This is a genomic window from Luteibacter sp. PvP120 (genome assembly GCF_054055715.1).
In genome coordinates, this window is record NZ_JBSRXP010000006.1 from 201,868 (window position 1) to 226,413 (window position 24,546).

24 protein-coding genes and 1 pseudogene are annotated in these 24,546 nt (G+C 63.8%); 14 read left to right on the plus strand and 11 right to left on the minus strand.

Features of this window, described 5'->3' with window-relative positions; translation table 11 throughout:
- Positions 1-44 precede the first annotated feature (44 nt).
- Both ACVKN3_RS13810 and ACVKN3_RS13815 read left to right on the plus strand, forming a co-directional pair.
- Positions 45-932: a DUF2971 domain-containing protein gene (locus tag ACVKN3_RS13810; RefSeq protein ID WP_354514725.1), complete on the plus strand. Its 888-nt coding sequence runs from the start codon at positions 45-47 to the stop codon at positions 930-932.
- Between the two features lie 98 nt (positions 933-1,030).
- Positions 1,031-1,129, plus strand: a pseudogene (locus tag ACVKN3_RS13815) (IS3 family transposase); the annotation flags it as partial.
- A gap of 94 nt (positions 1,130-1,223) precedes the next feature.
- Here the strand turns inward: ACVKN3_RS13815 and ACVKN3_RS13820 are convergent.
- Complete coding sequence (locus tag ACVKN3_RS13820) at positions 1,224-2,417, minus strand: M35 family metallo-endopeptidase (protein WP_354514727.1); 1,194 nt, start codon at positions 2,415-2,417, stop codon at positions 1,224-1,226.
- Positions 2,418-2,720: 303 nt separating this feature from the next.
- Here ACVKN3_RS13820 and ACVKN3_RS13825 point away from each other — a divergent pair, with 303 nt between their 5' ends.
- Entirely contained in the window at positions 2,721-2,978 is a 258-nt protein-coding gene (locus ACVKN3_RS13825; RefSeq protein ID WP_354514729.1) for a pyocin activator PrtN family protein, read from the plus strand.
- 97 nt (positions 2,979-3,075) lie between these two features.
- Here the strand turns inward: ACVKN3_RS13825 and ACVKN3_RS13830 are convergent, their stop codons facing one another.
- Both ACVKN3_RS13830 and ACVKN3_RS13835 read right to left on the minus strand, forming a co-directional pair.
- Positions 3,076-3,564: a hypothetical protein gene (locus ACVKN3_RS13830; RefSeq protein WP_354514731.1), complete on the minus strand. Its 489-nt coding sequence runs from the start codon at positions 3,562-3,564 to the stop codon at positions 3,076-3,078.
- Positions 3,561-4,478 carry an endonuclease/exonuclease/phosphatase family protein gene (locus tag ACVKN3_RS13835; RefSeq protein ID WP_354514733.1) on the minus strand — a complete coding sequence of 306 codons (918 nt, stop codon included), beginning with the start codon at positions 4,476-4,478 and terminating at the stop codon, positions 3,561-3,563. Before ACVKN3_RS13835 ends, ACVKN3_RS13830 begins: the two co-directional genes overlap by 4 nt.
- A 775-nt stretch (positions 4,479-5,253) precedes the next feature.
- Here ACVKN3_RS13835 and ACVKN3_RS13840 point away from each other — a divergent pair.
- The gene (locus tag ACVKN3_RS13840; protein WP_354514735.1) at positions 5,254-5,685 is read left to right on the plus strand and encodes a hypothetical protein; all 432 of its coding nucleotides are present in this window, start codon (positions 5,254-5,256) and stop codon (positions 5,683-5,685) included.
- Positions 5,675-6,376, plus strand: a complete 702-nt coding sequence (locus tag ACVKN3_RS13845) for a hypothetical protein (RefSeq protein ID WP_354514737.1) — start codon at positions 5,675-5,677, stop codon at positions 6,374-6,376. The genes ACVKN3_RS13840 and ACVKN3_RS13845 overlap by 11 nt, the downstream gene beginning before the upstream one ends.
- Positions 6,377-6,404: 28 nt before the next feature.
- On the opposite strand, the gene ACVKN3_RS13850 is transcribed toward ACVKN3_RS13845, so the two are convergent.
- Positions 6,405-6,806 (minus strand): VOC family protein, encoded by a 402-nt coding sequence (locus ACVKN3_RS13850; protein WP_354514739.1) that lies wholly within the window; start codon positions 6,804-6,806, stop codon positions 6,405-6,407.
- A 177-nt stretch (positions 6,807-6,983) separates the two neighbouring features.
- Here ACVKN3_RS13850 and ACVKN3_RS13855 point away from each other — a divergent pair, with 177 nt between their 5' ends.
- Both ACVKN3_RS13855 and ACVKN3_RS13860 read left to right on the plus strand, forming a co-directional pair.
- On the plus strand, positions 6,984-8,072 hold the full coding sequence (locus tag ACVKN3_RS13855; RefSeq protein WP_354514741.1) for an alpha/beta fold hydrolase: 1,089 nt from the start codon (positions 6,984-6,986) through the stop codon (positions 8,070-8,072).
- Positions 8,073-8,244: 172 nt separating this feature from the next.
- The gene (locus tag ACVKN3_RS13860; RefSeq protein WP_354514743.1) at positions 8,245-9,078 is read left to right on the plus strand and encodes a DUF5694 domain-containing protein; all 834 of its coding nucleotides are present in this window, start codon (positions 8,245-8,247) and stop codon (positions 9,076-9,078) included.
- Between the two features lie 31 nt (positions 9,079-9,109).
- On the opposite strand, the gene ACVKN3_RS13865 is transcribed toward ACVKN3_RS13860, so the two are convergent.
- From ACVKN3_RS13865 to ACVKN3_RS13875, 3 genes are read right to left on the minus strand one after another with little or no spacing between them, the layout of a single operon-like run.
- Positions 9,110-9,445 carry a J domain-containing protein gene (locus ACVKN3_RS13865; protein WP_354514745.1) on the minus strand — a complete coding sequence of 112 codons (336 nt, stop codon included), beginning with the start codon at positions 9,443-9,445 and terminating at the stop codon, positions 9,110-9,112.
- The gene (locus tag ACVKN3_RS13870) at positions 9,442-10,206 is read right to left on the minus strand and encodes a hypothetical protein (RefSeq protein ID WP_354514747.1); all 765 of its coding nucleotides are present in this window, start codon (positions 10,204-10,206) and stop codon (positions 9,442-9,444) included. Before ACVKN3_RS13870 ends, ACVKN3_RS13865 begins: the two co-directional genes overlap by 4 nt.
- Positions 10,207-10,211: 5 nt before the next feature.
- Positions 10,212-11,048, minus strand: a complete 837-nt coding sequence (locus tag ACVKN3_RS13875) for a DUF2167 domain-containing protein (RefSeq protein ID WP_354514749.1) — start codon at positions 11,046-11,048, stop codon at positions 10,212-10,214.
- 180 nt (positions 11,049-11,228) lie between these two features.
- Between ACVKN3_RS13875 and ACVKN3_RS13880 the strand changes: the two genes are divergently transcribed.
- Together ACVKN3_RS13880 and ACVKN3_RS13885 are read left to right on the plus strand one after the other, a co-directional pair.
- Positions 11,229-12,053 (plus strand): plasmid replication/partition related protein, encoded by an 825-nt coding sequence (locus ACVKN3_RS13880; RefSeq protein ID WP_354514934.1) that lies wholly within the window; start codon positions 11,229-11,231, stop codon positions 12,051-12,053.
- A 109-nt stretch (positions 12,054-12,162) separates the two neighbouring features.
- Entirely contained in the window at positions 12,163-12,681 is a 519-nt protein-coding gene (locus ACVKN3_RS13885; RefSeq protein WP_354514751.1) for a hypothetical protein, read from the plus strand.
- A 4-nt stretch (positions 12,682-12,685) separates the two neighbouring features.
- Here ACVKN3_RS13885 and ACVKN3_RS13890 read toward each other — a convergent pair whose 3' ends face one another.
- Complete coding sequence (locus tag ACVKN3_RS13890) at positions 12,686-14,848, minus strand: ATP-binding response regulator (protein WP_354514753.1); 2,163 nt, start codon at positions 14,846-14,848, stop codon at positions 12,686-12,688.
- Between the two features lie 108 nt (positions 14,849-14,956).
- On the minus strand, positions 14,957-15,781 hold the full coding sequence (locus ACVKN3_RS13895; protein ID WP_354514754.1) for an exodeoxyribonuclease III: 825 nt from the start codon (positions 15,779-15,781) through the stop codon (positions 14,957-14,959).
- Positions 15,782-16,173: 392 nt separating this feature from the next.
- On the opposite strand from ACVKN3_RS13895, the gene ACVKN3_RS13900 reads away from it, so the two are divergent.
- On the plus strand, positions 16,174-19,209 hold the full coding sequence (locus tag ACVKN3_RS13900) for a TonB-dependent receptor (RefSeq protein ID WP_354514756.1): 3,036 nt from the start codon (positions 16,174-16,176) through the stop codon (positions 19,207-19,209).
- A 119-nt stretch (positions 19,210-19,328) separates the two neighbouring features.
- On the opposite strand, the gene ACVKN3_RS13905 is transcribed toward ACVKN3_RS13900, so the two are convergent.
- A complete protein-coding gene (locus ACVKN3_RS13905; protein WP_285405594.1) occupies positions 19,329-19,721 on the minus strand; it encodes a hypothetical protein in 393 nt (130 codons plus the stop codon).
- A gap of 175 nt (positions 19,722-19,896) precedes the next feature.
- On the opposite strand from ACVKN3_RS13905, the gene ACVKN3_RS13910 reads away from it, so the two are divergent.
- Complete coding sequence (locus ACVKN3_RS13910) at positions 19,897-20,673, plus strand: ferredoxin--NADP reductase (RefSeq protein ID WP_354514758.1); 777 nt, start codon at positions 19,897-19,899, stop codon at positions 20,671-20,673.
- A 3-nt stretch (positions 20,674-20,676) separates the two neighbouring features.
- On the opposite strand, the gene ACVKN3_RS13915 is transcribed toward ACVKN3_RS13910, so the two are convergent.
- Positions 20,677-21,255, minus strand: a complete 579-nt coding sequence (locus ACVKN3_RS13915) for an RIO1 family regulatory kinase/ATPase domain-containing protein (RefSeq protein ID WP_369931285.1) — start codon at positions 21,253-21,255, stop codon at positions 20,677-20,679.
- Positions 21,256-21,422: 167 nt separating this feature from the next.
- On the opposite strand from ACVKN3_RS13915, the gene ACVKN3_RS13920 reads away from it, so the two are divergent.
- The 3 genes from ACVKN3_RS13920 to ACVKN3_RS13930 all read left to right on the plus strand — a co-directional run bounded on the left by ACVKN3_RS13920 (position 21,423) and on the right by ACVKN3_RS13930 (position 24,527).
- A complete protein-coding gene (locus ACVKN3_RS13920) occupies positions 21,423-22,193 on the plus strand; it encodes a DUF3298 and DUF4163 domain-containing protein (RefSeq protein WP_354514762.1) in 771 nt (256 codons plus the stop codon).
- Positions 22,193-22,675: a DUF456 domain-containing protein gene (locus tag ACVKN3_RS13925; protein ID WP_036139801.1), complete on the plus strand. Its 483-nt coding sequence runs from the start codon at positions 22,193-22,195 to the stop codon at positions 22,673-22,675. Before ACVKN3_RS13920 ends, ACVKN3_RS13925 begins: the two co-directional genes overlap by 1 nt.
- Positions 22,676-22,748: 73 nt before the next feature.
- Positions 22,749-24,527: a DUF885 domain-containing protein gene (locus tag ACVKN3_RS13930; RefSeq protein WP_354514765.1), complete on the plus strand. Its 1,779-nt coding sequence runs from the start codon at positions 22,749-22,751 to the stop codon at positions 24,525-24,527.
- The last annotated feature ends 19 nt before the right edge of the window (positions 24,528-24,546 follow it).

Genomic DNA, 24,546 nt, shown 5'->3' on the forward strand with positions numbered 1-24,546 from the left:
CGATCACTCTTAGACATCGCAACCGCGAAGTATGGAAGCATCGAATGACTGAAATACCGTCTCCACCTTCTGAAATGCTATACCACTACTGTTCGAGTGACGCTTTCCTCTCAATTTTGAAGAATCGCAGCATTTGGCTTTCTTCCCTATCGCTCGCTAACGACACGATGGAGGGCAGACTCCTTCGCCACCTGTTCATGGAGAAGGCGAATACCGGTGGGATAGATGCGGGCGTGGCGGCGGCACTGGAGGACCGCTTGGAATTGGTCGAATCGATTTTTGACGGGTTGGCCTTCTGCCTCTCGACAAATGGCGATCAGCTAAGCCAGTGGCGGGGATACGCAGACGAGGCGCGAGGGTTTGCAATCGGCTTCTCACGCCACTACCTCGCCGCGCTCGCTCAGAACGACCGCACAGTGCGCCTGAAGGCGGTGGTTTACGATCCGGCAGCGCAACGGACGGTAGTAGATGCCCTCTACGAAAAAATCATCACACCGGAAATTTTAGAAGCCCTCAAGCCCGTGTCGTACGGCAGTTTGCTCACTGGCTTAAAAACATCCAAGGACGTGGAAGCTGACGTGGCTTTGCGGGCAAGTAGAGTCCTCTCCCTGGTCGGCGTGCTTTTAACCGAAGCCACTGAAGACCTCTATTCCATGAAGGGCGCCGCGTTCTCAGAAGAGGGCGAATGGCGACTTGTGACGCTCTCGACGCCAGCTTACGACAACGTCATTTATGAAATTGACTTCCGCTGCGGAAGCGGCAAGTTAATTCCTTATCGCAGCCTCGAATTACGCAAATTGGACGTTGAACCCGTGATCGAGGTCGTCGTCGGACCCCGCAATCCGACACCGCTGCCGGTAATCCAGTCGTTCATGCGCCGAGCTGGCTTCGAAAAAGTCACATTGAGGCAGTCCTTCGCCACGTATAGGTGAGAGTTTCGTCGCACAAAACGGCAGAGGTTCTGCGGGCGGATTGAACTCGCCAGGTGCATCAATATGCATCAGGGCGGCCACTCCGAAAATCGACGGCCATCGACCGCTACATCCACTACTACAATCACGACCGCATCAAGCTCAAACTAAAAGGCCTGAGCCCGGTTCAATACCGGACCCAGGCCTTGGGTGCCTAGCGCTCAGACTGTCCAACTTCTTGGGGTCAGTTCACACCGGGCTTTTTTCCGTAGCAATACGTATGTCGCTCGGGCCGCGACGTGGGGCATCCGACTACTTACGAGTCGCGTCCATGATGTAGAACTCGTAATTGACTGCCGTGCGGACAGCGCTCGCTCTGTTGGAAATGGCGGCGGAGTGTGCCTCGGGACTGGTGTAATAGGTATCTCCCGTCCCGCTCGCGTATTGATCGTTGAAATGGGACGACTCGTGGACGAGCGTTGCAACCCTGGACGGCGCTGGACTGCCGCCAGTCGCAGGATCCGTGAAGTACGTATCGCAAATGTGCACTAGGTAGGGCGAACCAGTCTCAGACCAGGCACGTGTCGCCGCGGGATAGCCGGGGCAACCACAATTAAACGAAAGCAGGCCGGCGGAAAGCCGGTAGTACGTCGCGGCCATCACCTGATCCACTTGCGCGTTATCAGAGTGAACCGAGGAAGGATCGGTCAGAAGGATCGAGCTGTCGTAGGTGCCGAACCAATAAGTGTACCGAGGATCGCTATTGTGCCCATGCTGGATTACACCATCCGCATCGTAGTCGTACGTATAGGTGGAGCCGAGATGGTTCAGCGCGGAATACGCTTGAGCGGTAGCGGCTGGAACGTCGCTGCTTAATGTCGCCGTCTGGCTCGCCGTGCACGTAGAAGCCGCCGCGCCCGTCACCGCCGCCTGCTTGGGTGCCGCGTCGCGCCGTTGCTTTAGGATAGAACCGTCCACATAGAAGGTAAGCGTATTACTGCGAGACGCCTCGCCTGATACGTCGTCACCCGCCTTTAGAGAATTGATTTTCTTCACATCCGGTGCGTGCAGCACGCGGATGCTTTTCACGTAGGTAACCTTGTACGATCCGCCCTCACTGAGCCCATATTCCGTCGCAAGGTCGACGTTCTTGGTCAGCGTCTGATGCGGTTCAAGCGTAACGAAGGACGATGCGTCCGGTGGACCAAAGTATACGTTGCGCCCCTGGTACGCCACACTTTGATTGCTGGGATTCAAAACCTCGAACTCGACGTTGGCGAGACGGTCGCCATCGGTAGCAAAAGGCGTATCGAACGATACGATCGCGATTCGCTCATTGGTCGGGTTCGTAATGGAAAACGTGATGACTCCGCGCGTCGCGAGCGTCGGATCGGACGGAACGGACAGAACCACCTGCGGAGATTGTTGAGCGACAGCTACGCCGCACCACCCGATCGCGACGACGCCGAGCGCCGCTAAGCATTTCGTGCGCACGAATGCATTCATAGATACCTCTCGCTGTTTAGGGGATTTTTCCAGCGCGTCACGCTTGCCAGCCGCTCGTGCCCACTCGACAGGCGTGTTCCCACGAGCTAGCGCACGCCAATGCGACGAACTGCTGCCCGATCATGGCGCTCATGCCCCACTAGTGTCTGTAGGGCAAATCCTACAAACGAAACTATTGCCGAAAATGGGCAGCTGATGCGACCAGGTGCGCAGCGGCTACGCAAGGTCAGACGATGTCATGCCGGAAGACATTTATGCGGCCTGGAAGGCGATGCCTGCGAAGGCACCGAAGGCACGCAGTGCATGAGGACGCTTTTTACCCTGATGGCCGAGTACGAGACCGCAAATATCCCGCTCGAGCGCGTGTGCCACATCTTTGGCCTGGGCGCCGACGAAGCAGCGAAACGGGCCAACCGCCATAAGCTGCCAGGTCCGGCCTACCGTGCTGGCACGCAGAAGGCGCCGTGGATGGTGGATGCAAACCACCTGGCCGATTACCTGGATGGGCTGAAAGCCAAGGCGGCGGACGATTGGAAGCGGGTGCAAGGAAGGGCGAATTAGCGCTTCGGTGGCACGATAGTGCAACAGAAAATTGGGGCGCATGGCATCTGGCCCTGCGCCCCAACGCTTTTTGCGAGGATCACCGCACCGTGGAAGATTACTTCGACGTTTCGTTTATAACCGTCAGAAGCTTTTCACCGATTGTCGCGTTGGAAAGCATGTCGCTGAAAGCTGTGGCCAGTGACTCGATGTCATAACAATTTAGCTCACTTTGTCCAAACCCTAGAGTGCAAGGAAAGCCCTCGTCTGCCTGTGTCCACTTTGCTAGTCGTGTGTACTTGTTACCGCCGCTCTTTGGATTCGACGCAGCGAGATATTTGCCTTTTTCGAACGCGGAACGCGGTGCCGCAGCGCCGATTGATGTGCCTATTGAAGCCTGTAACGCCGTTGACGAGGCGATACCGAGCCATCTCGCTACACTATTGTCGGGGTCGAAGGATTGCACACTGATGTTCAACCGACCGTCCGTCACGCGCGCTAGATCCTCGGAGACTTTCAAAATGAGCGCGTCTATCGAATGGCGAGCGGCTTGGGCCTTTGCGGCCGCCTCTTGTCCGCTTTTAAAGGCGCTGGCAAAGTCAGTCATGAGTAGTCCTTGATATAGACGGTGCTTGAGACGGGGAAATGGTCGTAAATTGATTCGTCATTGATGATTCGCTCAAGCAGCCCCGGGAGCTGCAGGATGCGCGAAGTGCTTTCATCAAGCAGAAAACTTCCCGCCCCCAAAAAGGATGGCGAGAACAATATTTGATCGTATGTGAACCAGCGAGAGTCGGTGCCGCCAGCGTAGTAGTGAGATCCGCAAATGCTGTCCACCATGCCAAGCGGCTCGGACTCGCCCATTCTTCGCCAGAACGGGTTGTAGAAAAAATGATCTTTGTCGACGGCAAGCGTGCGGTCCCGAGTCGCGCAAAAATACTGCGCCAGAGACGGCGAAGATGGGTCGTCGTTAAAATCTCCCATTACGACCAGATTCAACTGACCCTCATCGCGATATCGCTGCATAGACCGATGGAGCGAAAGGCCGAGATTGGTCCTCATGGGGGCAGCTTCGCCGTGGTACATTCTGCCTGGCCAATGCGCGACCACTACGTGCACAATTTCACCGCTTGGAAGCGCAGCGAAAGAAGCGACGTGCCCCGCTTTCAGTGTACGCGTCCCGTGCATGTCGTAGAGCGATTTTTCGTCAATAAACTCCAGCTTTCCGCGGTCGAAAAGTAACGCCGTATCGTTTACAGCTTTGCTTGATCGTTGCCCCATCTGCACGCTGCTCAACATGGAATCGTCCAGTCCCACCAGGATTGCCGCTACATCCTCCGAGTTAACTTCGCAAAGGCCGAGGACGTCCCAGCCAAACAGTTCACGGGCTTCCGAAAGCTGCTCAACGACAAACGCGATATCTTCGGGCGTCGTTCGGCTCTTGGCCCCAGGGGGAGACAAGCTCGTGTTCCACCAAAGGAATCGAATCGCACCGGAGAATCCCCCTCCTCCCTCTGTCATGTAGTCCTTACCCCCACGTTCGTGAAATTCAAACAGGCCTCAAAGCGGACGCTCCCAAACTTATTCGTAGATCTTTCCCATGAAGAGGAACTTTGCCAGATCTTCCAAGACGGGGCCTCAGATTGCCTCTCGGGCCAGTTTGGGCTCTGGACGTAGGCAAGAGCTCCTTCTAGGAACATTGCAATGTTCCCGTTATGCCAACCATTGACTCCACTCCATCGATAGCGCTGGGGATCAGTTTGCTCTATGGCATCGGCCTCGCGCCTTTCCTCAATGAGTGCGCTCACGAATGCCAGAAATGTTTCCCTGCTGTCGACTGCTTCCAGCAGCACTTCGGGTGATTGTCCGTCCACCAGCCATTTCCAAAAGGGTGAGTTTAAAATGTCCGCTCTGGGCAGAAATCGGACATTCGAGCTTGCCTAGCACACGTAGCGATCGCAAGGCCGGAGAGCGCCCAAAGTGTGTCCGGTGCTACGAGAGTGCAACATTCCCGACGATGGACACATCCCAATCCAAGCACACCAAGGCCTGGGAGGTTTTATCCGTCCAGCCCATCATGGGGGCGACGGTGAGGCAGAAGGCGGTGGGACCTATGGCTTGCATGCAGGTAGTTTAGCCTATGCCATTCATTGACGATGCCCGCCAGTCGACAATGGTGCCGCCTACATGATTTTGTCGGCCGTCGCCGGATACAACCGGCGAGAACCCGGAGCGGCGCGCTACCATCGGATCGACATCGGCCACCGCAGAGGCCGCCATAAGGACGAGCTCATCAATGACAGATCGTGATTATCCACGTTTTGAATTCCCAGGATTCAACACCGATGGCCACTGCTTCCTACGAGTGAGGGTTCAAGGACAAAACGCCGTTTTCCTCTGCGCTCAGCTCATCGGCTACCACGGGACATCCATCACAAATGGCGTCGAAGCCATCTTTGAGCAGGCCGTGAAACAGTTGCGGCACGATGGTTTGTATTCGTCGTCCCCACCACCGGATCTGATAAGCGCCGCGCGCCGTTCCCGATGGATCGAGTACTACCCTGAAGGCACGGGCTCGGTGTCCCGAGACTCGTTCGCACTGGTCGCATTCGACGCGAGTCTGAACCCCACGTGGAACTTCGTCGACCGACAAAAGGCCGCCAGATCCTGTGAGGTCGAGCCGAGCTTTCTCTCCATACCCCGCGAGAGCTTGCTATATGCCCCCTGAAGAGTTCAAGCCACTGATCGCCCAACGTCTGGCTGAAGGCATAGCGGGCTTTGTCAGAACGTCGAACTACAAGCGAGCTCGCCTGCCGCCGGAGCATCATTCCGAATACGAAGTACAAGGCATGATGATCGAACTTCTGATAGCGAGTCTGCCCAGCGAAAATCTGGTGGTGGAAAACCGAAAGATTCTTGATCATGCCACGCTTGGCGAATGCATCCCCGATGTCATCGTGCACTCGATCGGAGGAGGCTACTGGGGATTTTTCGAGTTGAAAACACTTCTTCTCAAAGACAGTCTGAGCGTCGCCGAAGTCACAAAAGATCTGGCGAAGCTCTGCGCTTACAAAGATGAGCATCCCAAGGCTGCCGCGGTATTCGTCCTCGTCGGGAGCCGTTCAAAACTGTTCAACCCGCAAAGGGAAGTTTCCTGGAGCGATCTCAAAATCCGGTATGACGAGGATTACTTCACCGCAGGACGAGCCAAGCCGCAGCAGATCAGCGAAAAGTATGTCGCACTTCCATGCGGCTCGTATAACCTCGAGGGAGACGACGTGATCTCCTTCATGTGGGAAATTGTAGAAGCTGAACCCCAGGGCGAACTTCTATCGACCCGATATCACTTCACGGCCCAGATGGCCGGAGCCTCCACTCCGGCTTCGGGAAACTCGGCTAGGGATACGACACCGAGATAACGGCGAGACTGAGAGGGGTTTCCATGCCCTACTGCGCTGATGCAGGGTTCAGATACAGCACACCCCACCCGTGCCCATCCAGATCGACAAAGCTGTGGGAGTACATGAAACCCAGATCTTCCGGCTCGTCGTAGGTGGTACCGCCGGCGGCAAGCGCATTGGCGACCAGTGTATCCACCTCTTCCCGACTGTCACAGCCGATGGAGATCAGCACCTCCACGGCCTCGCTCGTATCGCAGACGGCCTTGGGCGTGAAGTCCCTGAAGCGCGCGTGGGTCGTCAACATGATGTAGATCGTCTCGCTGACGATGAAGCAGGCGCCGTCGTCATTGGAAAACTGGGGGTTGTACGAGAAACCCAATGCCGTGAAGAAGGCCACGGATTTCGGCAGGTCGGCGACCGGCAGGTTGATGAAGACTTGCTTGCTCATGTTTCTCTCCTTGGCGTGGTGGGTCGGGCTGGGCTGGGGCTTGCGGCGCCACTGTAACCGAGCGTGCGCATGCCAGCACTAGCGCGGATGCACCCGCCCTCTGGCACGCTGCATGCAAGTCGGTTATTTTCCGAGCACGCATGGCCGGTATTGGCCATTTGCAGGGGATCCACTGTTATGACGAGAGCGATCGTGCTGGCCGCGTGGCTGGCGGCAGGGACATGGATGGCCGGGGCCACATCCGCGAAAGAGGTGTCGCCTTCCCCGCGGCAAGCCGTTGAGTTGTCTCCGTCATGCGGAGACCGTCCGACGAAGGTCGACGACGCCGGCTTCGTCACGATCGGCGGCATCGAGCAGTGGGTGACGGCCAAGGGCGACAGCTGTGCCAACCCCGTCCTGTTATTCATCAGCGGGGGCCCCGGCAACCCGTTGAGCGTCCTGTCCGACAGCATGTACAGCGCCGGCTTCAAGGACTTCATCGTCGTCCAATGGGACCAACGCGGTGCCGGCATGACCTACGGCCGCAGCCCGCCTCGCGAGGGCGAGATGCTGACTATCCAGCGCATGACCAAGGACGGCAACGAACTGGCCGCCTACCTGATCAAACGCTACGGCAAACGCAAGGTCATCCTCTGGGGCAGCTCATGGGGCTCGATCCTGGCCGTGCACATGGCCAAGGCTCACCCTGAATTGTTCTATGCCTACGTCGGCACATCGCAGGTCGTGAATTCGATCGAGAACCAGGCGGTCGGCTACAAGAAACTGATGGACCTGGCGAAGGCGGCGAACGACGAGGCGTCGCTCGCCGTGCTGGACCAGGTGGGCACGCCACCGTGGACGGACCCGCGCAGCTTCGGCAAGGTGCGCCGCGTCATCCGCAAGTACGAGGCCAAGGTGACCACGCCTCCGCCTGCGACGTGGAAGCCGGGCGCACGATATACCACGCCCAAGGCAGAGGCCGACTATACGGCCGGCGAGGACTATTCCTTTCTAAGCTTCGTGGGCATGCACGGCGACGGCATGCTGTCGCACGTGGATCTACCCGCGCTAGGCACCGATTTCGCCCTACCCGTGTTCTTCATCGAAGGTGAGCACGACCTGCTGGCCACGCCCGATGTCGCACGCCGCTACTACGAGAGTATCCGTGCCCCGAAAAAGGGATGGGTGCTGCTGCCGCACTCCGGCCACGACCCCAACCAGGAGGTAGTCGATGCCGAATACAAGCTGCTTCGGGAGCAGGTGCTTCCGTTGACGCATCAGCCATAGCAACGAAGCGGGCGCCGTGAGTAAGGCTCGGCATTTTTTAGGCAAGGAACGACAAGGCTTAAACCTTCGTCAATGGCAAGGCATCGAAGCGATGCGCATCCGACGCCATCGGAATCCAGCCATCGTCGTCTACACGAAGGCGAGCTTCTGCCCGCATCAGCCAGGGGGTTTCATGCCACGTTTCAAGCACCCGTCATTCCTGAAGACCATGCCGTGGCTAGTTGCGGCATGTCTTGCCACCCTACCTTCGCTCACGCTGGCCCAGACGCCCGACGCACCGGTCCAGGTGATGATCGTCGGCGTCTCCCACATGGACAATCCCGGCCACGACCTGCACAACATGAAGCACGACGACGTGCTGCAGCCCGAGAGGCAGGCCGAGATCGTGGCACTGACGCAGGACCTTGCCCGATTCAAACCGACCCAGGTCGCCATCGAGCAGGACAAGGCGCCGGCCAACGACAAGTATGCGGCTTATCTTGCCGACACCCTGCTTCCGTCTCGCGACGAGCGGGTGCAGCTTGGTTTTCGCCTGGCCAAGCTGGCGGGCCTCACGACCATTCAAGGCATCGATGCCGATGGCGACTTCCCCTATCCGCCCGTCAAGGCGTATGCCGAGTCGCATGGCTTCGGTCCGTTGCTTGCGCAGCAGAACGCGGATATCGATCGGCAGATCGCCGCGGAATCGAAGTTGCTCGCCGAAAAGGGGATCGTCGCAGAGCTTCGCTACCTCAACGACCCCGCCCGACTGAAAAACGACAATGCGTTTTACCGGACGATGTTGCGCATCGGTGCGGACGCTACCCAGCCGGGTGCGGACCTGCTCACGGGCTGGTACCGTCGCAACTTCCTGATCTGCGCGAAGCTGCTGCAGGTCGCCCGACCGGGGGACCGGATCGTGGTGTTCTACGGTGCGGGGCATGCCTTCCTGCTGAGGCAGTGCGTCGAGGAAACGCCGGGGTTCCGGCTGGTCGAACCGAACGACTACCTTCGCCAGCGATCCTGATTCGCCACGACGACCGCCCTTTCATTCGTAGTCAATCCTGGCGCAACGAGCACCCGAGGTAGTACGCGGCAGCCAACTCTTTCGCCCGTACCCGGGCGATCTCGCGGATATCCTCGCCGTGTTGCGTGAACTTGTCCGGGTGGTACTGCGCAATCAGTGCCTGGTACGCCGTGTCGATTTCGTGGCGACTCGCGTCCGGCGCCACGCCCAGCACGTCGTACCAAGGGCGTCGCGTATCCAGTTGCAGGGGCGCCTTGCGATCCGGTGCGGCGGTCGCATCGCCCTTGGGTGTCGCCATCATCGCCGAGACGAACTTGTAGCCGATGGCCAGGCAGATGCCGATGACCACGATGTCCATCCAGTTCATGCCAGTGCACCCTCGATCCGTTGGTAATAGGCCTGTAGCCGCGCGTGCGCTTCGCTACCTACCTCCTCGATGTCCAGCTGGCGCTGCACCCTCACGCGAATGACGTCACGAAGGCGGGCGCGCTCGTCGGCGTCCAGCACGGCGTGTGCGACAGCCACGAGGTCGAAGCGGTCGGCCGCGCGCATGCCCTGCTTGCGGACAAGGTTCAGGGCATACGGCGCGCAAAGCAGCGCATCCGATGCCATGCCTGCAAACGCCTTGCCGCCCGTGCCCGTCAACCGGCGCACGCGCCCTACCCGCCACACCGCGATGCCGATGGCGAGATAAAGCGCGACCATCCAGGCCAGCAGGCCCCACACGTTGCCCGCCATGACGGCGGGCATCACGGCGAACAGCAGCGCCACCACGCCGACCGCTGCTGCGGACGAGGCCACACCGATACGCCACGCACGCAAGCCCCGCAACGGCACCGCCAGCCCGTCGGGCGCATGGGGGGCATCGGACGCGACAGGCGCATGGGACACAACGGGCGCGGGCAACCGCGGCGACCAGCGCAGGCGCAATAGCGCGCGCGTAGGCGCCAGCAGCGGCGGTACGAATACATGCCGGCCCGCCAGCTGGAATTCCGTGCCGACGGAGAACGTCCAACGCCCCCGCCTGCCTTGGTAGACGACCACTTCATTGTGGTAGAGCAGCAATGTCGCGTCGTAGACATACATGCCCACGACGCCGAGCAGCAGCCACCCGGTGTTCGGCAGCATGGGCGTTACGGGCGCTTGCGCGTAAACAGCCGCTTGATCGCGCCGCCCGCGGCGGCGAGGCCGACCAGGATGAATTTCCACGCGGCGGCCAGGAAGGTGCCGATCACCGCGAAAAGACCCTTCTTGGCGGCTACGGCGGCCACGCCGCCAGTGATCAACGCGGCCAGGCCGTACTCGGCCACGCGATCGCCAGGATGGAAATCCGTATACGACTGCCCGGGCGTGAAAGCGAACCCACCCAGCGTACCCTTGAAGTCGTCGACCGCCTTCGCCAGCACCTTCGGATCGGACACCAGCACCACGTTCATGACGCCGCTGCGACCGAGGATGCGCGCGTTGTAATTCACCACGTCGTCGTGCGTGCGGTCCATCCGCGCCAGGAAGGCCCAGGTCAGGGACTTGAACTGCGTGTCGTAAAGCGGCTTGTTCTGCCAGCCGACCAGGGTCAGGGTTTCCCAGCCGCGCGAACGCCGCTCCTTGTTGCTTTCCTCGGTGCCCTGTTTTGCCGAGGCGAGGATATCGTCGGGGTTGAGCTTTTCATCGTCCTTGACGTAACCCACGTCGTCGTAATCGAAGAACGCCGTCCACGCCATGTCGGTCGGCGCCAACGTGTACGTGTCCGACGCATCGGGCGGGTTTTCCATCAGTTCGTTGAGGCGCTTGGTGCCCGCCGGGTCGAGGAAGGCGTAGCCATCCGGGACGTCCAGCGTCGCCTGCGTGCCGAGCTGCACCTTGGTCGGGCCGTACTTCCACGGCAGGTCGGACACGCCTGCGGCGTGGGCGAGCGTGGTGAAGACGAAAAGCGCCAGCGCGGCGGCCCAGTTCCTTGCAAATACGGTCATATGTGATTCCCTGGACGATGCCCGACGACCCGTGGAGACCCCCGCCACGTAGCGGCGCAGTTTGGGACGGAGGAAAACCGCCGTCAAGACAAGCGGTTCCGGGGCGCTTGCCGGGAAGACAGGCACGTGGGCCCCGCAGCGACTAGAATGCGCCCCCTCGCCGTCACCTGCTCCCCGCCCATGCATATCGTCGTCAACGAAGAACTCAAGGCCTATATCGACCCGCTGTCCGCGGACGAGTACGAGGCGCTGGAGCGCAGCCTGCTCGCCGAGGGCTGCCGCGATGCGCTGGTGCTCTGGGGCGACACCCTGGTCGATGGCCACAACCGGTACGGCATCTGCCGGAAGCACGATATCCCGTTCAACACCGTGCAGCACGACCGTTTCCAGTCCATCGACGACGTGCACCTGTGGATGATCGAGCAGCACCTGGGCCGACGCAGCGTCTCGGATTTCCAGCGCGGCGTGCTGGCACTGCGCAAGCGGGAGATCCTGGCCGAGCGCCGGGCACGCGCCGCCGCCAACGGCGGCGAGGACGCCCCGGATGTACCGTTCGACACCGAGGGCGCGCAGCCCGCGATGGCGAAGCCGGCCCGGGTCAATCCGAACGACAGCCGCAAGGAAATCGCCCGCGAGGCGCGGATCAGCAGCAACCAGGTCGGCATGATCGAGAAGATCCGCAAGGAGGCCGCTCCCGAGGTGGTCGCCGCGGTGAAGGCGGGCTCGCTGTCGATCAGCGCCGCGGCGGCGGTGGCCACCCTGCCCGAGGACGAGCAGCGTGCGGCGGCCACCGGCGGCGATGCCGAACTCAAGCAGGCCGCCAAGCGGGTGCGCGAGTCCAAGCGCAAGCCGCGCGAGAAACCGAGCGACGACGTGCTGGCGCTGCGCGAGCAGGTGGCCGACCTGGAAGCGGAGAACCGCAACCTGCGCCGCGAGATCGACACGCTGCGCGCCCGGCTGGGCGAAAGCGTGGCCGTGGACAACGACGAGGAGCCGGCGGAGTAAGGTGGGCGCAAGGGCCGGGGAACTAGCATCGGCCCGTGGCGATCAAAGCCCGGTACACCGGACGCCGCCCCAGACGTTCGCAGGCACCACCCCCGGAGTGTGTCCCCGCATGAAACCGTTCCTCGCCCTCGTCGCCCTTTCCCTCGCCGCCACGGCCACCATGGCGCAGGACACCCCCCGGCCGCTCAACCTGCGGCTGCCCGCGGATTACACCCCGGCCCCCGCCAGCACCGCGCCCGCCCCGGCGAAAGCCAGCGACGCGGGCGTCGCCGCCGATCCCAAGGCGCCCGCGGTCGCGCCCAAGAACGGCGGCGGCAACGTCGCCATCACCTCGTCACGCCCGCTCGATCCGCCCGGCACCTACTACGGCGACACCTCGGGCCGCATGACCGGCGTGGACGGCGACGATGGCAGCCCCCGCTGCGACGATGCGTCCTACAACACGCCTCAGGTGCACGGCAGCGTCAGCACTGGCGTGGTCAGCGCCAGCCATGGCGGCAGCGGAAGTTACCAGGCCGGCGCGGTCAGCCTCAGCCAGGCGTTCGGCAGTTGCGAGCACCCGAGCGGCGGCGTGAGCATTTCGGTGGGCGCGGGGCAAGGGCACTTCGGCGGCGGTCGCATCCGCTGATCGCCTAGGCGTCCGCGGCGGCCTGCGCATAGCGCCGTTGCACCTCGACGAACCGCTGCGTGGACCGGGCCAGCCTGTCCACCTCGTCGATCACGCGCTGGCCATCGGCACGGGCATCGATCATCAGCGCGATGTCACCACAGACATGATCGGTACCCGGCACACCCAGGTTGGCCAGCACGTTGCGCAGCGCGTGAATGGCCTCCGAGGCTGCCGCCACGTCGTGTGAGCCGACCGCAGCCTTCAGCGCCGTGCAGTGGTCGTCCGCCGTTCGCGCGCACAGGTCCACGAACGCCCTGAACTCGTCGAGGCTGGTCAGTGCGCGCATCTCGTCCAGCGGCGTCGTCATGGCGCGCCCAGCCGGCAGTCCCATGGCGGGCTGCCAATGACGCGCGGCATCGTCGAGCAGGCGCTCCTCGGCGATCGATTCGATGACGTCGAGCAGACGCTGCGCAGCGATCGGCTTGGTCAGGTAGGCACGCGCACCCGCCTTGAAGGCGATGCGCACGGCGTCGTGGCTGGAGTCGGCACTGAGCATGACGATGGGGGGCATCGCCTGGGTGCGTCGGGCCACCTCGATCCGGCCCAGCACGTCCCAGCCCGAACTGCCGGGCATGTGCAGGTCCATGAAGATCAGGTCGAAGGTCTCGCCGGACAGGCGCTCCAGGGCTTCGTCGCCGCTGGCGCAGAAGGTCGACACGTGGCCTGCACGGTCGAGGATGCGGCCGACGATCTCGCGGTTGGCGGCGTTGTCGTCCACCACCAGGCAACGCTGGGAGGCCACCCGGCCGCGATGCTCGTCCAGCATGTCCACCAGCGGTGTCTCGGTGGCGCTGCGAGCGCCGGCGTTCGCACGGCTCAACGGAAAGCGCCAGCCGAAGATGGTGCCACCCAGCGGGTTGTCGACCACCTCCAGCGACCCGCCCATCTGCTCCGACACGTTGCGCACGATATACAAGCCCAGGCCCACGCCCTCCTGGCGGCGGCTTTCACCGCCACTGAGCTGGTGGAAGGGATCGAAGACGCGCTGCTTGTCGGCATCGGCAATGCCGATACCGGTGTCGGTCACGGTGCAGACGATGGAGGGGTCCTGCCCTGCCACGCCGTCGCGCAGCTCGATGCGCACATCCACGCAACCGCCGGGCGGCGTGAATTTCACGGCGTTGGAGGCCAGGTTGGACAGCACCTGCTCGATGCGGCCCGGGTCACCAACGAACACGCCCTCCACCGAGGCATCGCGCGCCACGCTGAAGGCGACCCGCTTTTCCGCGGCATAGGGCCGGCACACGGCGCCCACCGTAGCCAGCACCTCATCGAAGCCGAACGCCTGGTGACGCAGGTTGAAGCTGCCACCGGCGAAGGAGGCGACATCCAGCACCGCGTTGACCCGATGCAGCAGGGCGTTGGCGTTGGTCGCCAGCAACGCGACCAGTCGACGCTGGTCGTCGCTCATCACGGCGGTGTCGATCAGCGACGCGGAGTGGATCACGGTGCTCAGCGGCGTACGCATCTCGTGGCTCATCATCGAGATGAAACGATGCTGGGCCTCGCGCGAGGCGATCGCCTCGGCCGACACTTCCCGCAGCGCGTACATGATCCGGTAGAGCATCATCGGCAGCACGATCACCAGCGCCACGGCATACAGGGCATAGGCCGGACGCGCCAGCCAGTAACCCTCGGGGGCGACGACCGCGAGGATGGCCACCGACGCGACGACACTGGCCAGGAACGCCCGGCGGCTGTAGCGCACACCGACCGCGACGGACAGGAACGGCAGCACGACGGTCACCGTGATCGCCAGCATGAAGGCGGCTTTCAGCAGCACGGCGACGATGGCGAAGTTGGCGGCGTTGCCCACGGCATCCACCACGGGCGTCTCGCACGGGGCGCCTGCACGGACGAACAGCATCCAGAACGTGCTGAGCACGAACAGCACCACGGCCACAGGCACGACGTTGTGCGATTCGCTGGCCATGGGCAGGGGCCCATGCAGCCAGGCCGCGCTCCACACCACGATGAAGCCGAGGATGACCGAGCGCATCAACGAGACGTGGTACTCGCTGAAACTGGCCACGATGCGGTCGATGCGTGGATTGCGCAGGCGCTTGGCGACTTCGCTGAGCATCACGGGCTCGACGCGCTTACCGCTACCGCCGTCGATCTTCATGCCAGCTGAACCTGCGACTTCCCCATTGGCGGCCTAGTCTAGGGTCTTGGACGCGGCTGGCAAGTGCGGGTTGCGATTTCACATTCGTGAACACGAATGGGTCGGCACTTACGTATTCCGTTTCACCGCTGTCTTCCTGGCGGCCCGTTTCCTCGGCGCCCGGGTCGACCACTCCGCCCACACCGGGGCATGGTCGCTGGCCTTGGGCAGGTCCCTCACCCATCGGTCCACGCCCGATGCCTTGAGGCGCGCGGCCAGATCCGGGGACAGGAGAAGATGGTCGATGCGCAGGCCGCGATCACGCGGCCAGTGCTGGCGGAAGTAATCCCAGAAGGTATAGATCGTCTCGTCCGGATGCGTGTGGCGTACCGCGTCCGTCCAGCCCTGCTCGAGCAGGCGATGGAAGGCCTCGCGGCTTTCGGGCTGCATCAGGGCGTCGCGTCGCCAGTGCGTGGGGTCGTAGATGTCGGCATCCGTGGGCACGACGTTGTAGTCACCCGCGAGAACAACCGGGTGGCCCGTGGCGAGCAGGCCGTCGGCATGACGGATGAATCGCTCGAACCAGGCCAGCTTGTAGTCGAACTTGGGACCCGGCCGCGGATTGCCGTTGGGCAGATAAAGACAACCCACCAGCACGCCGTGCACGGCAGCCTCGAGGTAGCGGCTCTGCACGTCGCGCTTGTCGCCCGGCAGGCCCCGTCGGCTTTCCACCGGATCAGCACCGCGGGCAAGGATGGCCACGCCGTTCCAGGCGGTCTGGCCCGCCCACAGGGCACCGTAGCCCGCGTCGTTGATCGCATCCACGGGAAAGGCCTTGTCCGTGGCCTTCAGTTCCTGCAGGCACACGATGTCCGGGCTTTCCTTGCCAAGCCACTCCAGCAGATGGGGCAGGCGCGAACGGATGCCGTTGACGTTGAAGGTTGCGATCTTCATGCAAAGGAAGGTCGAGCACAGGGGGTGGAAGGCGGGTGACGAAAAACTTTTTTTGCCTGTCTTCACGCGCTGGCCTCGTGCCGCTTTCGCAAGTTATATCGACAGCATAAAACTACCCAAATCCCCATAGTTACATCGTTTTCTGCTGCACCGCATCAGGTGATTTGGCCGCCTGGACGGCCATCACAGCATGCTGCGCGGCGTCTGGACAACGCCCATGACCTCATGTACATCTGCCTCCAGAGCCCATTTGGATCGTGATAAATGGGTATGTCGCGACGGAGTGCGGGGCGGGGTCTTTCGACTCCGGATGCAGCGACCGGTCGGGGGGCCACATGTCGTCGCGAGTCCCGCATGGCCGCCGGAAACCAGGGCATCATTTCGGGGAAGGCATGAAGAACCACTTTTTCTTACGCAAGAGCGCGCTTGCTCTGGCCGTGTGTACCTGCCTGGGCGGCGTTTCCGTCGCCTACGCGCAGTCCACCACCGGCAGCATCAACGGCAGCGTGCCGGCGGGCGCCAACGAGACCGTGGTGGTCGAGAGCGGCACCGGCTTCCGTCGCGAAGTGGCGGTGGATGCGCGCGGTCGCTATGCGGTCAACCAGATTCCGCTCGGCACCTACACCGTCACCCTGATGCGCGATGGCACGGCCGTGGATTCGCGCAAGGACGTGACCCTGCGCGTGGGCGCCAGCAGCGACGTGTCGTTCAACGCTCCGGCCGCCGCATCGGCCACACCGTCCGATGCCACCAGCCTCGGCGGTGTCACCGTGACCGGCACCGCCCTGCCCAGCATCGACGTCACCACCGTCGACTCCCGCACCGTGGTGACCGCCGAGCAGCTGGCCAAGCTGCCGCTGGGTCGCAGTGCCGAGGCCATCGCGCGCCTCGCCCCCGGCGTGGTCAACAACGGCGCCAACTTCCAGAGCGACACCGGCCGCCAGGTGGCGAGCTTTGGCGGCGCGGCATCCAACGAAAACGCGTATTACGTCAACGGCTTCAACACCACCGATCCACTGAACGCGCTGGGCGGCCTGCAGCTGCCTTATGGCGCGATCGACCAGCAGGAGGTGTACACCGGCGGCTACAGCGCGCAGTACGGGCGCTCCGACGGCGGCGTGATCAGCCAGGTGGGCAAGCGCGGCACCAACGATTGGCACTACGGCGCCCAGGTGCTGTGGGAGCCGAACTGGGCCCGCGCCTCCGGCCCGGACCTGCACTACGCGCGCACGCCCGCCTCGGCCCCGGCGGGCGATCTTTACCAGCCCAAGAGCCAGAACGACAAGTGGATCACCACGGTCAGCGCCTATGCGGGCGGCCCCCTGATCAAGGACAAGCTGTTCTTCTTCGTGGCCGGTGAGTTCGAGAAGCAGGGCTATCGCAACGTCAACTCCGTCGGCAGCAGCACGCCGGCCTCGACCAACAACTACAGCAACCCGCGCTGGTACACCAAGCTGGACTGGAACATCAACGAGAGCAACATCCTCGAGTTGACCAGCGCCGGCGACAAGCGTGAGGGCTCGGGCACGCGCTACGCGTACAACTACGCCGACCGCTCGCGCACCGGTGCCATCGGCCCGGTGAACGACACCAAGACCGGCGGCGATTTCTGGGTCGCCAAGTACACCGGCTACCTGACGGACAACCTGACCGTCAGCGCCACGTACGGCAAGATGACCTCGAAGAATTACGAGCAGCCGGGCGACTACGATCCGAACCTGGCGCGCGTGGACAACGCCGCCGCACAGAATCCGGCATTGAATGGCGGCCGCCTGATCCAGAACAACCAGGTGGGCGACATCAGCTCGCCCGATCGCGGCAACAAGACGAACAACCTGCGCTTCGACGTCACGTACGTGGCGGGCGACCACACGCTCTCGGTGGGTATCGACAACGTCAAGTCCCAGGTGCTGGATTTCGGTACCGTCAGCCCGGGTCCCGGCTATTCATGGACCTACGACCAGACCACCGACCCCCTGTCGCCCATCGACAACCATCCGGGACGCAACTTCGTGCCCGCGCCCGGCCTGTTCCCCAACGGGCAGGGGGGTTACTACGTGCACCGCGACATCAACATCAACCTGTCCAACGTACGTTCGGACCAGAAGGCCCAGTACGTCGAGGACAAGTGGCAGGTCTCCGATCGCTGGCTGCTGACGCTGGGCGTGCGCAACGACCAGTTCACCGACTACAACCCGTCCGGACAGGCGTTCATCACGCAGACCCGTCCGCAGTGGGCGCCGCGCCTGGGCACGACGTGGGACGTCAACGGCGACGGCAGCTTCAAGGTCTACGCCAATGCCGGCCGCTACTACCTCGGCCTGCCGCTCAATCCCGCCACCGGCGCCGCCGCCGGCTACACGGCCACCCAGCAGTACTACACCTACGCCGGGATCAACCCGGTGGACGGTACGCCCACCGGCCTCACCCCCTTCAGCGGCGTGGTCTCGGGCAACAACTCCTACGGCATCCCGCCGGACCCACGCACCGTGGCCGGCAAGGGCCTGAAGGCGGAGAACCAGGACGAGTACATCCTCGGCTTCGACAAAACGCTGGGTGAGCACTGGACCTACGGCTCCAAGCTGATGTGGCGCAAGCTCAACACGGTGATCGACGACTTCTGCGACATCGACCTGGTGACGGCCAAGGCCAATGCGCTGGGTTACACCGTCGGCTCGACCAACAGCTGCTATCTGGTCAACGGCGGCCACGGCAACACCTTCACCCTGCTGGACCAGGGCGGCAACACGTTCGAAGTGCCGCTCAGCCGCAAGGAAATGGGCATGCCGGCCACCAAGCGCCGCTACTACAGCGTCGAGTTGTACGCCGAGCACCAGTTCGACGGTGTCTGGTACGGCAAGTTCGACTACGTGTTCTCGCGGTCCTACGGCAACACCGAAGGCCAGGCACGTACCGACTCGCGCCAGTCCGGTGCCGCCGGCAGCATGGACTGGGACAACCGTTACGTCATGGAATACGCCAACGGCGACCTGGGCAACGACCATCCGCACGTCTTCAAGGCGTACGGTTACTGGCAGTTCGCACCCGAGTGGCAGTTGTCGGGCAACCTCCAGGCCGCCAGTGGCGCGCCGGAAGTGTGCCTGGGTTACTTCGGCGGTGACGATCCGGATCCGGCGCACTACAACAGCGCCTACCACTACTGCGATGGCCAGCCGTCGCCCCCGGGCAAGCAGGGTCGCCTGCCGTGGACGTTCCAGGTGGATCTTGGCGTGACCTACCGCCCGGAGTGGGCCGACAAGCGCCTGGCGTTCTCGGCCAACGTGTTCAACGTGCTCAACCAGCAGCGCCCGATCTACCGCTTCCCGACCAAGTACTCCGCGCCGGGCACGCTCAACACGATCTACCGCGTGCCCATCTACACGCAGGACCCGCGCTACGGCCGCCTCGCGGTGACCTACGACTTCTAGACCCTGATCCCTGTGTGACACTTGCGCCCCTTCCCCGGAGACCGGCTACTCCCCAGTCGGTCTCCGGGGAACCGGGCGCTCTTTTTTTGCGCACGCCGCCGGACGTACCGCGGCTTCGGTCAGCGCACTTCGCCCGAGGCGGCCACCACCATCTCGATATAGCCGAGGATCTCCGGGATCGAGAGATCGAACACCCCGGCGTCGCCGTTGTCGTAGGCCTGGCGCCAGACGGCATAGCCGTCGCGCCAGCTGTCGTCCTCGTCGGCGGGGCCGTCCGGCTCGAGCAGGCTGGCCACCAGCGTGGCGCGGGACACGGCAGCGTGGTTCATCGCCGGCTGCACGCCGCCGTCGACACGGTGGTTGCGCAGCTTCACGTCCAGGATGGAGATGTGGAACACCTCGCCGTCTTCCGGCTCCTGGTCGATCCGGCGGATGGCCACGCGGGAGGTTTCCTCGCCCGGTCGGGCACGGTAGGTCCAGGCCTGGCCGGCGGCATAGGCGGGTTTGGTCACGGTGGTTCCTGGGGTCGCCTGATGTTCCGGCATCTTAGCGGATGCCGTATCCTTGCAGGTTCGGGTGCGCGCCCACAGGTGGGGTAAGGCGCATCGCGCCAGGCAACGCGGCCCCCGGTGGCCGCTTCCCCAGCCAGCACACCCTTCTTCCGTCTTTACCGAGGTTCAGCACACCATGGTGGCACTGGCGACCGAGCACGTCATCGACGTGCATCACTGGAACGACACCCTTTTCAGTTTCCGCACCACCCGCGACCCGGGCTTTCGTTTCGAGAGCGGGCATTTCGTGATGATCGGCCTGGAAGTGGACGGGCGCCCGCTCATGCGCGCCTATTCCATCGCCAGCGCGCATTACGAGGAGCACCTGGAGTTCTTCAGCATCAAGGTGCAGGACGGCCCGCTCACCTCCCGGCTGCAGCACCTGAAGCCGGGCGATCCGGTGATCGTGAGCCGCAAGCCCACCGGCACGCTGGTGCTCAACGACCTCAAGCCGGGCAAGCGCCTCTACCTGCTGGGCACCGGCACCGGGCTGGCCCCGTTCATGTCGATCATCCGCGACCCGGAAACCTACGACCGCTTCGACACCATCGTCCTGGCCCACGGCGTGCGTCACGTGAACGACCTGGCCTACTCGGACTACATCGAGAACGAGCTGCCGAAGCACGAGTACCTGGGCGACCTGGTGCGCGAGAAGCTGGTCTATTACCCCACCGTCACGCGTGAGGACTTCCGCAACCGCGGGCGCATCACCGATGCCATCGCCGACGGCGAGCTGTCCCGGGCCACCGGCCTGCCCCAGCTCAACCCCGCCGAGGATCGCGTCATGCTCTGCGGCAGTCCGTCGATGCTGGACGATATCTGCGTGCTGCTGGATGGCGAAGGTTTCCAGGCCTCGCCGCGCACCCGCGAGCCGGGCGATTACGTCATCGAGCGCGCCTTCGTCGAGAAGTAGGCCTCAGCGGCGTATGCGCCCCTGCCCCTCGTTGTCCCAGTAGCCGAAGATCCGCCGCGCGATCAGCTTGTACAGCCGCTTGCCGGTGGCACGCCACAACCGGGAGTGCGGTGCCGGGCGGGACAGGATCGCCTGCTGACGAACGGAGAGGCGATCGGGCGCGTAGGTGCGCTTGTGCTTGAGCAGGTGGCGCAGGTCTTCCCGCGCCAGCAGGCGGAACAGGCGACCGCGGCGGCCGCGGGTCCAGGCGATCTGGAAATCCACCAGGCCCGGCGTGCCGTCCTCGCGCAGTAGCCAGTTCGGCTCCTTGGCCAGGTCGTTATGGACGATGCCGCGACGGTGCAGCACGCTGAGCAGGCGCAGGGCCTGGCGGTAATACGCCGGGTCCCGCGGTTGCCCCAGCTGCATCGGCTGGCCGGCCATGTAGCTGCGCTCCAGCACACGGCCGTTCCAGGCCAGCAGGCGCGGCACGCCGTCGATGCCCTCCAGCCGAGCCAGCGCGCGCGCCTCGCGCGCGGCCGCGCGGCGTGCGAAGCCCCGGGCCCACCAGCGTGCCGAGGCGATGTCGCGGCGGATCACCATCACGCCATCGCGCTCCACGCGCTCGATGCGGCCAAGCTCGTCTGCCTTGAGCAGGGTCACGTTTTCGGTTGTCGCGTCGGGCACGCAGGTCCTTCGATTCGTTGACGCGCTCTGCGCCGGGCGCCAGCTACGCTAGGATGATGATTCTCGCAGGGAGAGGACACCCCATGTTGTCGCGACACATCCTGTCGCTGGTTCTCGTCGTCGCCATGCTGGGCGCATGCCATGACGACGCGAACCCGTCGACCGGCGGGGAGACGCCTCGTTCGGCAAAGGCCACCGCCGCCAAGGATACCGAATCCGGCGAGGCAGGCCTCTATACGGTGGAAGTGAAGCTGCCCGCGCTGCCGCCCGCGGCCGCCCCGTTGCGCGCCACCCTGGAGCGCTACGTGGACCGGCAGCGCCGTGCCTTCCTGGAAAGCCTGGATGCGCCGGGCGCGCGTGAGCAGGCCCGCGAACTGCCGTGGGACCTCAACCTGGACATCGCCGTGGCGTCGCACACGGACCGCTTCATCAACGTGCAGGTGGACGGCTCCGCCTTTACCGGCGGCGCACATCCCGCGCCGATCGTCGACAGCTTCACCTACGACCTGCGCAAGCAGCGCGTCGTCGGCATCGTCGAGCTGTTCGCCGATGCGCACGCGGCCGAGGGCGCCTTCGCCACCGAGGCACGTCGCCAGTTGCTGACCGCGCTGGACGACCAGGACGACCCGCTGTCCTCGGACAGCCGGCAGATCGATGAAGGCACCACGCCGGGCAAGGACCACTACCGCGTGTTCGGGCTGCTCACCGGCCCGGACGACAAGGTGCACGGCCTGACCTTTATCTTCCCGCCCTACCAGGTAGCGCCCTACGCCGCGGGGCCGCAGGCCGTGGATGTGCCCAGCGAGGCGTTCCGTGCCTTCCTCAAACCCGAATACCGCGAGGCCTTCCACTGATGGACCTGTTTCTCTACCTGCTGGCGGCGGCCCTGATCGTCGGCGGCATCGCCGGGGCGATCCTGCCGATGCTGCCCGGCATCCCGATGATCTTCGGCGGCATCTGGCTCGCGGCCGCCGTGGACGAATACCGGCACCTGGGCTGGGGCTGGCTGCTGGCCATCGGCATCGTCGGTGCCGTCGGCATCGCGCTGGACTTCATCTCGGCCTCGCTGGGGGCGAAGAAGATCGGCGCCAGCCCGCGCGCCCTTTGGGGCGCGGGCATCGGTACCACCATCGGCATGTTCTTCGGCCTGCCCGGCCTGCTGCTGGGGCCGTTCCTGGGCGCGGTGGCGGGCGAGTTGTGGTCGGGCAAGAGCGTGCTGCGCTCCGCGCACGTGGGCGTCAGCACCTGGTTCGGCATGTTGCTGGGCATCGTCGCCAAGGCGGTGCTGTCCTTCCTCATGCTCGGCATGGCCGCGCTGGCACTGCTCTTCAGCTAGCCACGTCGATCGGCCCATTGGCCTGTGCCACCCTCAGCGGCTAGTCTCGGGCGACTCACAGGGGAATCCACGCATGTTCAAACCACTCGCTCTCGCGGCGGCCATCACGTTCGCCGTCGGCGCGCTACACGCGGAAACGGCACCGCCGGCCTGGATCGCGCGCAGCAATGCCGACGCCCAGCCGCTGCTGGACGTCACCGCGCGCTTCAGTCCGGAATCCGCCACCGACATCGGCATCAAGGGTTACGACGAGAAGATCGTCGACCTGGGCCCGGACGTGGACAAGCGCCAGCGCGCCGCCCTCGTCGAGGTGGCCCGGAAGGTGGACGCCCGGTTGGCCGAGGAGAAAGACCCGAACGTCCGGCAGGACCTGCAGATCCTGGCCAAGCAGGTCGCGGGCAGCATCAAGGGCATCGACCTCGATGACCAGTACCTCATTCCCTGGTACGACGCCGGGCAGATCGTCTTCAGCGGCGAGTTCTCACTGCTGAACGAGGAAAGCACGCCCGCGCAGAACAAGGCCGCGCTGGGCCGCCTGAAGTGCTATGTCGGCATGACCCCCGGCTGCACGCCGCTGGTCGACCAGGCCCGCGCGCGCACCACCGAGCGGCTGGGCAACAAGGCCCTGCTGGGCCCGGTCAAGGCCGACGTCGAACAGAAGCTGGGCAACACCCAGCGCTATGTCGACGGCATCCGCAAGCTGTTCGCCGAGAAGAAGATCGCCGGAAGCGACGAGGCCATGAACCGGCTCGATACCCAGCTGAAGGCATACAACGCCTGGGTGAAAGCCACGGTGCTGCCGCGCTCGCGCACGGACTTCCGCCTGCCCGAGCCGCTGTATGCGTACAACCTGGAGCAGGTGGGTCTGGATATCGCCCCGCGCGACCTGATCGGCCGGGCGCAACTGGAGTTCATGGAAACCACCTATGCGCTGCAGATGCTGGCCCCCGTGGTCGCGAAGGCCGAAGGCCTGCCGAACGGCGATTACCGCGACGTGCTCAAGGCCCTGAAGAAGAAGCAGCTGCCCAAGGACAAGGTGGAATCGACCTACCACACGGTGCTGGGCAAGATCGAGGACACCATCCGCACGCAGCGCATCGTGGAACTGCCGAAGCGGCAGATGGCCATGCGCCTGGCGTCGGAGGCGGAGAGCGCGCGCACGCCCGCACCGCACATGGACCCGCCGCCTTTCATCGACAACACCGGACAGCGCGGCACGTTCGTGCTGACCTCCGGCAACCCGCCGGCCAACGGCGATGCCAGCCAGGCGTACGACGACTTCACCTTCGAGGCCGCCGCCTGGACGCTCACGGCGCACGAAGGACGCCCGGGCCACGAGTTGCAGTTTGCCGCGATGGTGGAACAGGGCGTGTCGCTGACCCGCAGCCTGTTCGCCTTCAACAGCGTGAACGTGGAAGGCTGGGCGCTGTATTCGGAAGCGGAGATGATGCCTTACGAGCCGCCGGCGGGGCAGTTCATCGCCTTGCAGTTCCGCCTGCTGCGCGCGGCGCGCGCCTTCCTCGACCCCATGCTCAACCTCGGGCTGGTGTCGCGCGAACGCGCCCACGACATCCTCGTGAACGACGTCGGCTTGTCCGAGCCGATGGCGCGGCAGGAACTGGATCGCTACACGCTGAATTCGCCCGGCCAGGCCACCGCGTATTTCTACGGCTATACGCGCATCCTGCAATTGCGTGCGGAAACGCAGACCCGGCTGGGCGCTGCCTTCGATCGCAAGGCGTTCAACGATTTCCTGATCGCCCAGGGCCTGTTGCCACCCGACCTGCTGGCCGAGGCCGTACGCACCCGGTTCATGCCCGCAGCGGCAACGAAAGCCAACGCCTCGCCCTGACACGGGCCATCGCCCGGCC

Coding starts and splice junctions, on each gene's coding strand:
- ACVKN3_RS13885 (WP_354514751.1), top strand. CDS start 12,163: ATGAAACCGTTCCTCGCCCTCGTCGCCCTTTCCCTCGCCGCCACGGCC.
- ACVKN3_RS13835 (WP_354514733.1), bottom strand. CDS start 4,478: ATGACAGAGGGAGGAGGGGGATTCTCCGGTGCGATTCGATTCCTTTGG.
- ACVKN3_RS13850 (WP_354514739.1), bottom strand. CDS start 6,806: ATGAGCAAGCAAGTCTTCATCAACCTGCCGGTCGCCGACCTGCCGAAA.
- ACVKN3_RS13880 (WP_354514934.1), top strand. CDS start 11,229: ATGCATATCGTCGTCAACGAAGAACTCAAGGCCTATATCGACCCGCTG.
- ACVKN3_RS13820 (WP_354514727.1), bottom strand. CDS start 2,417: ATGAATGCATTCGTGCGCACGAAATGCTTAGCGGCGCTCGGCGTCGTC.
- ACVKN3_RS13930 (WP_354514765.1), top strand. CDS start 22,749: ATGTTCAAACCACTCGCTCTCGCGGCGGCCATCACGTTCGCCGTCGGC.
- ACVKN3_RS13810 (WP_354514725.1), top strand. CDS start 45: ATGACTGAAATACCGTCTCCACCTTCTGAAATGCTATACCACTACTGT.
- ACVKN3_RS13865 (WP_354514745.1), bottom strand. CDS start 9,445: ATGAACTGGATGGACATCGTGGTCATCGGCATCTGCCTGGCCATCGGC.
- ACVKN3_RS13840 (WP_354514735.1), top strand. CDS start 5,254: ATGACAGATCGTGATTATCCACGTTTTGAATTCCCAGGATTCAACACC.
- ACVKN3_RS13925 (WP_036139801.1), top strand. CDS start 22,193: ATGGACCTGTTTCTCTACCTGCTGGCGGCGGCCCTGATCGTCGGCGGC.
- ACVKN3_RS13910 (WP_354514758.1), top strand. CDS start 19,897: ATGGTGGCACTGGCGACCGAGCACGTCATCGACGTGCATCACTGGAAC.
- ACVKN3_RS13845 (WP_354514737.1), top strand. CDS start 5,675: ATGCCCCCTGAAGAGTTCAAGCCACTGATCGCCCAACGTCTGGCTGAA.
- ACVKN3_RS13855 (WP_354514741.1), top strand. CDS start 6,984: ATGACGAGAGCGATCGTGCTGGCCGCGTGGCTGGCGGCAGGGACATGG.
- ACVKN3_RS13900 (WP_354514756.1), top strand. CDS start 16,174: ATGAAGAACCACTTTTTCTTACGCAAGAGCGCGCTTGCTCTGGCCGTG.
- ACVKN3_RS13920 (WP_354514762.1), top strand. CDS start 21,423: ATGTTGTCGCGACACATCCTGTCGCTGGTTCTCGTCGTCGCCATGCTG.
- ACVKN3_RS13895 (WP_354514754.1), bottom strand. CDS start 15,781: ATGAAGATCGCAACCTTCAACGTCAACGGCATCCGTTCGCGCCTGCCC.
- ACVKN3_RS13890 (WP_354514753.1), bottom strand. CDS start 14,848: ATGAAGATCGACGGCGGTAGCGGTAAGCGCGTCGAGCCCGTGATGCTC.
- ACVKN3_RS13860 (WP_354514743.1), top strand. CDS start 8,245: ATGCCACGTTTCAAGCACCCGTCATTCCTGAAGACCATGCCGTGGCTA.
- ACVKN3_RS13915 (WP_369931285.1), bottom strand. CDS start 21,255: ATGGTGATCCGCCGCGACATCGCCTCGGCACGCTGGTGGGCCCGGGGC.
- ACVKN3_RS13825 (WP_354514729.1), top strand. CDS start 2,721: ATGAGGACGCTTTTTACCCTGATGGCCGAGTACGAGACCGCAAATATC.
- ACVKN3_RS13875 (WP_354514749.1), bottom strand. CDS start 11,048: ATGACCGTATTTGCAAGGAACTGGGCCGCCGCGCTGGCGCTTTTCGTC.
- ACVKN3_RS13870 (WP_354514747.1), bottom strand. CDS start 10,206: ATGCTGCCGAACACCGGGTGGCTGCTGCTCGGCGTCGTGGGCATGTAT.
- ACVKN3_RS13830 (WP_354514731.1), bottom strand. CDS start 3,564: ATGACTGACTTTGCCAGCGCCTTTAAAAGCGGACAAGAGGCGGCCGCA.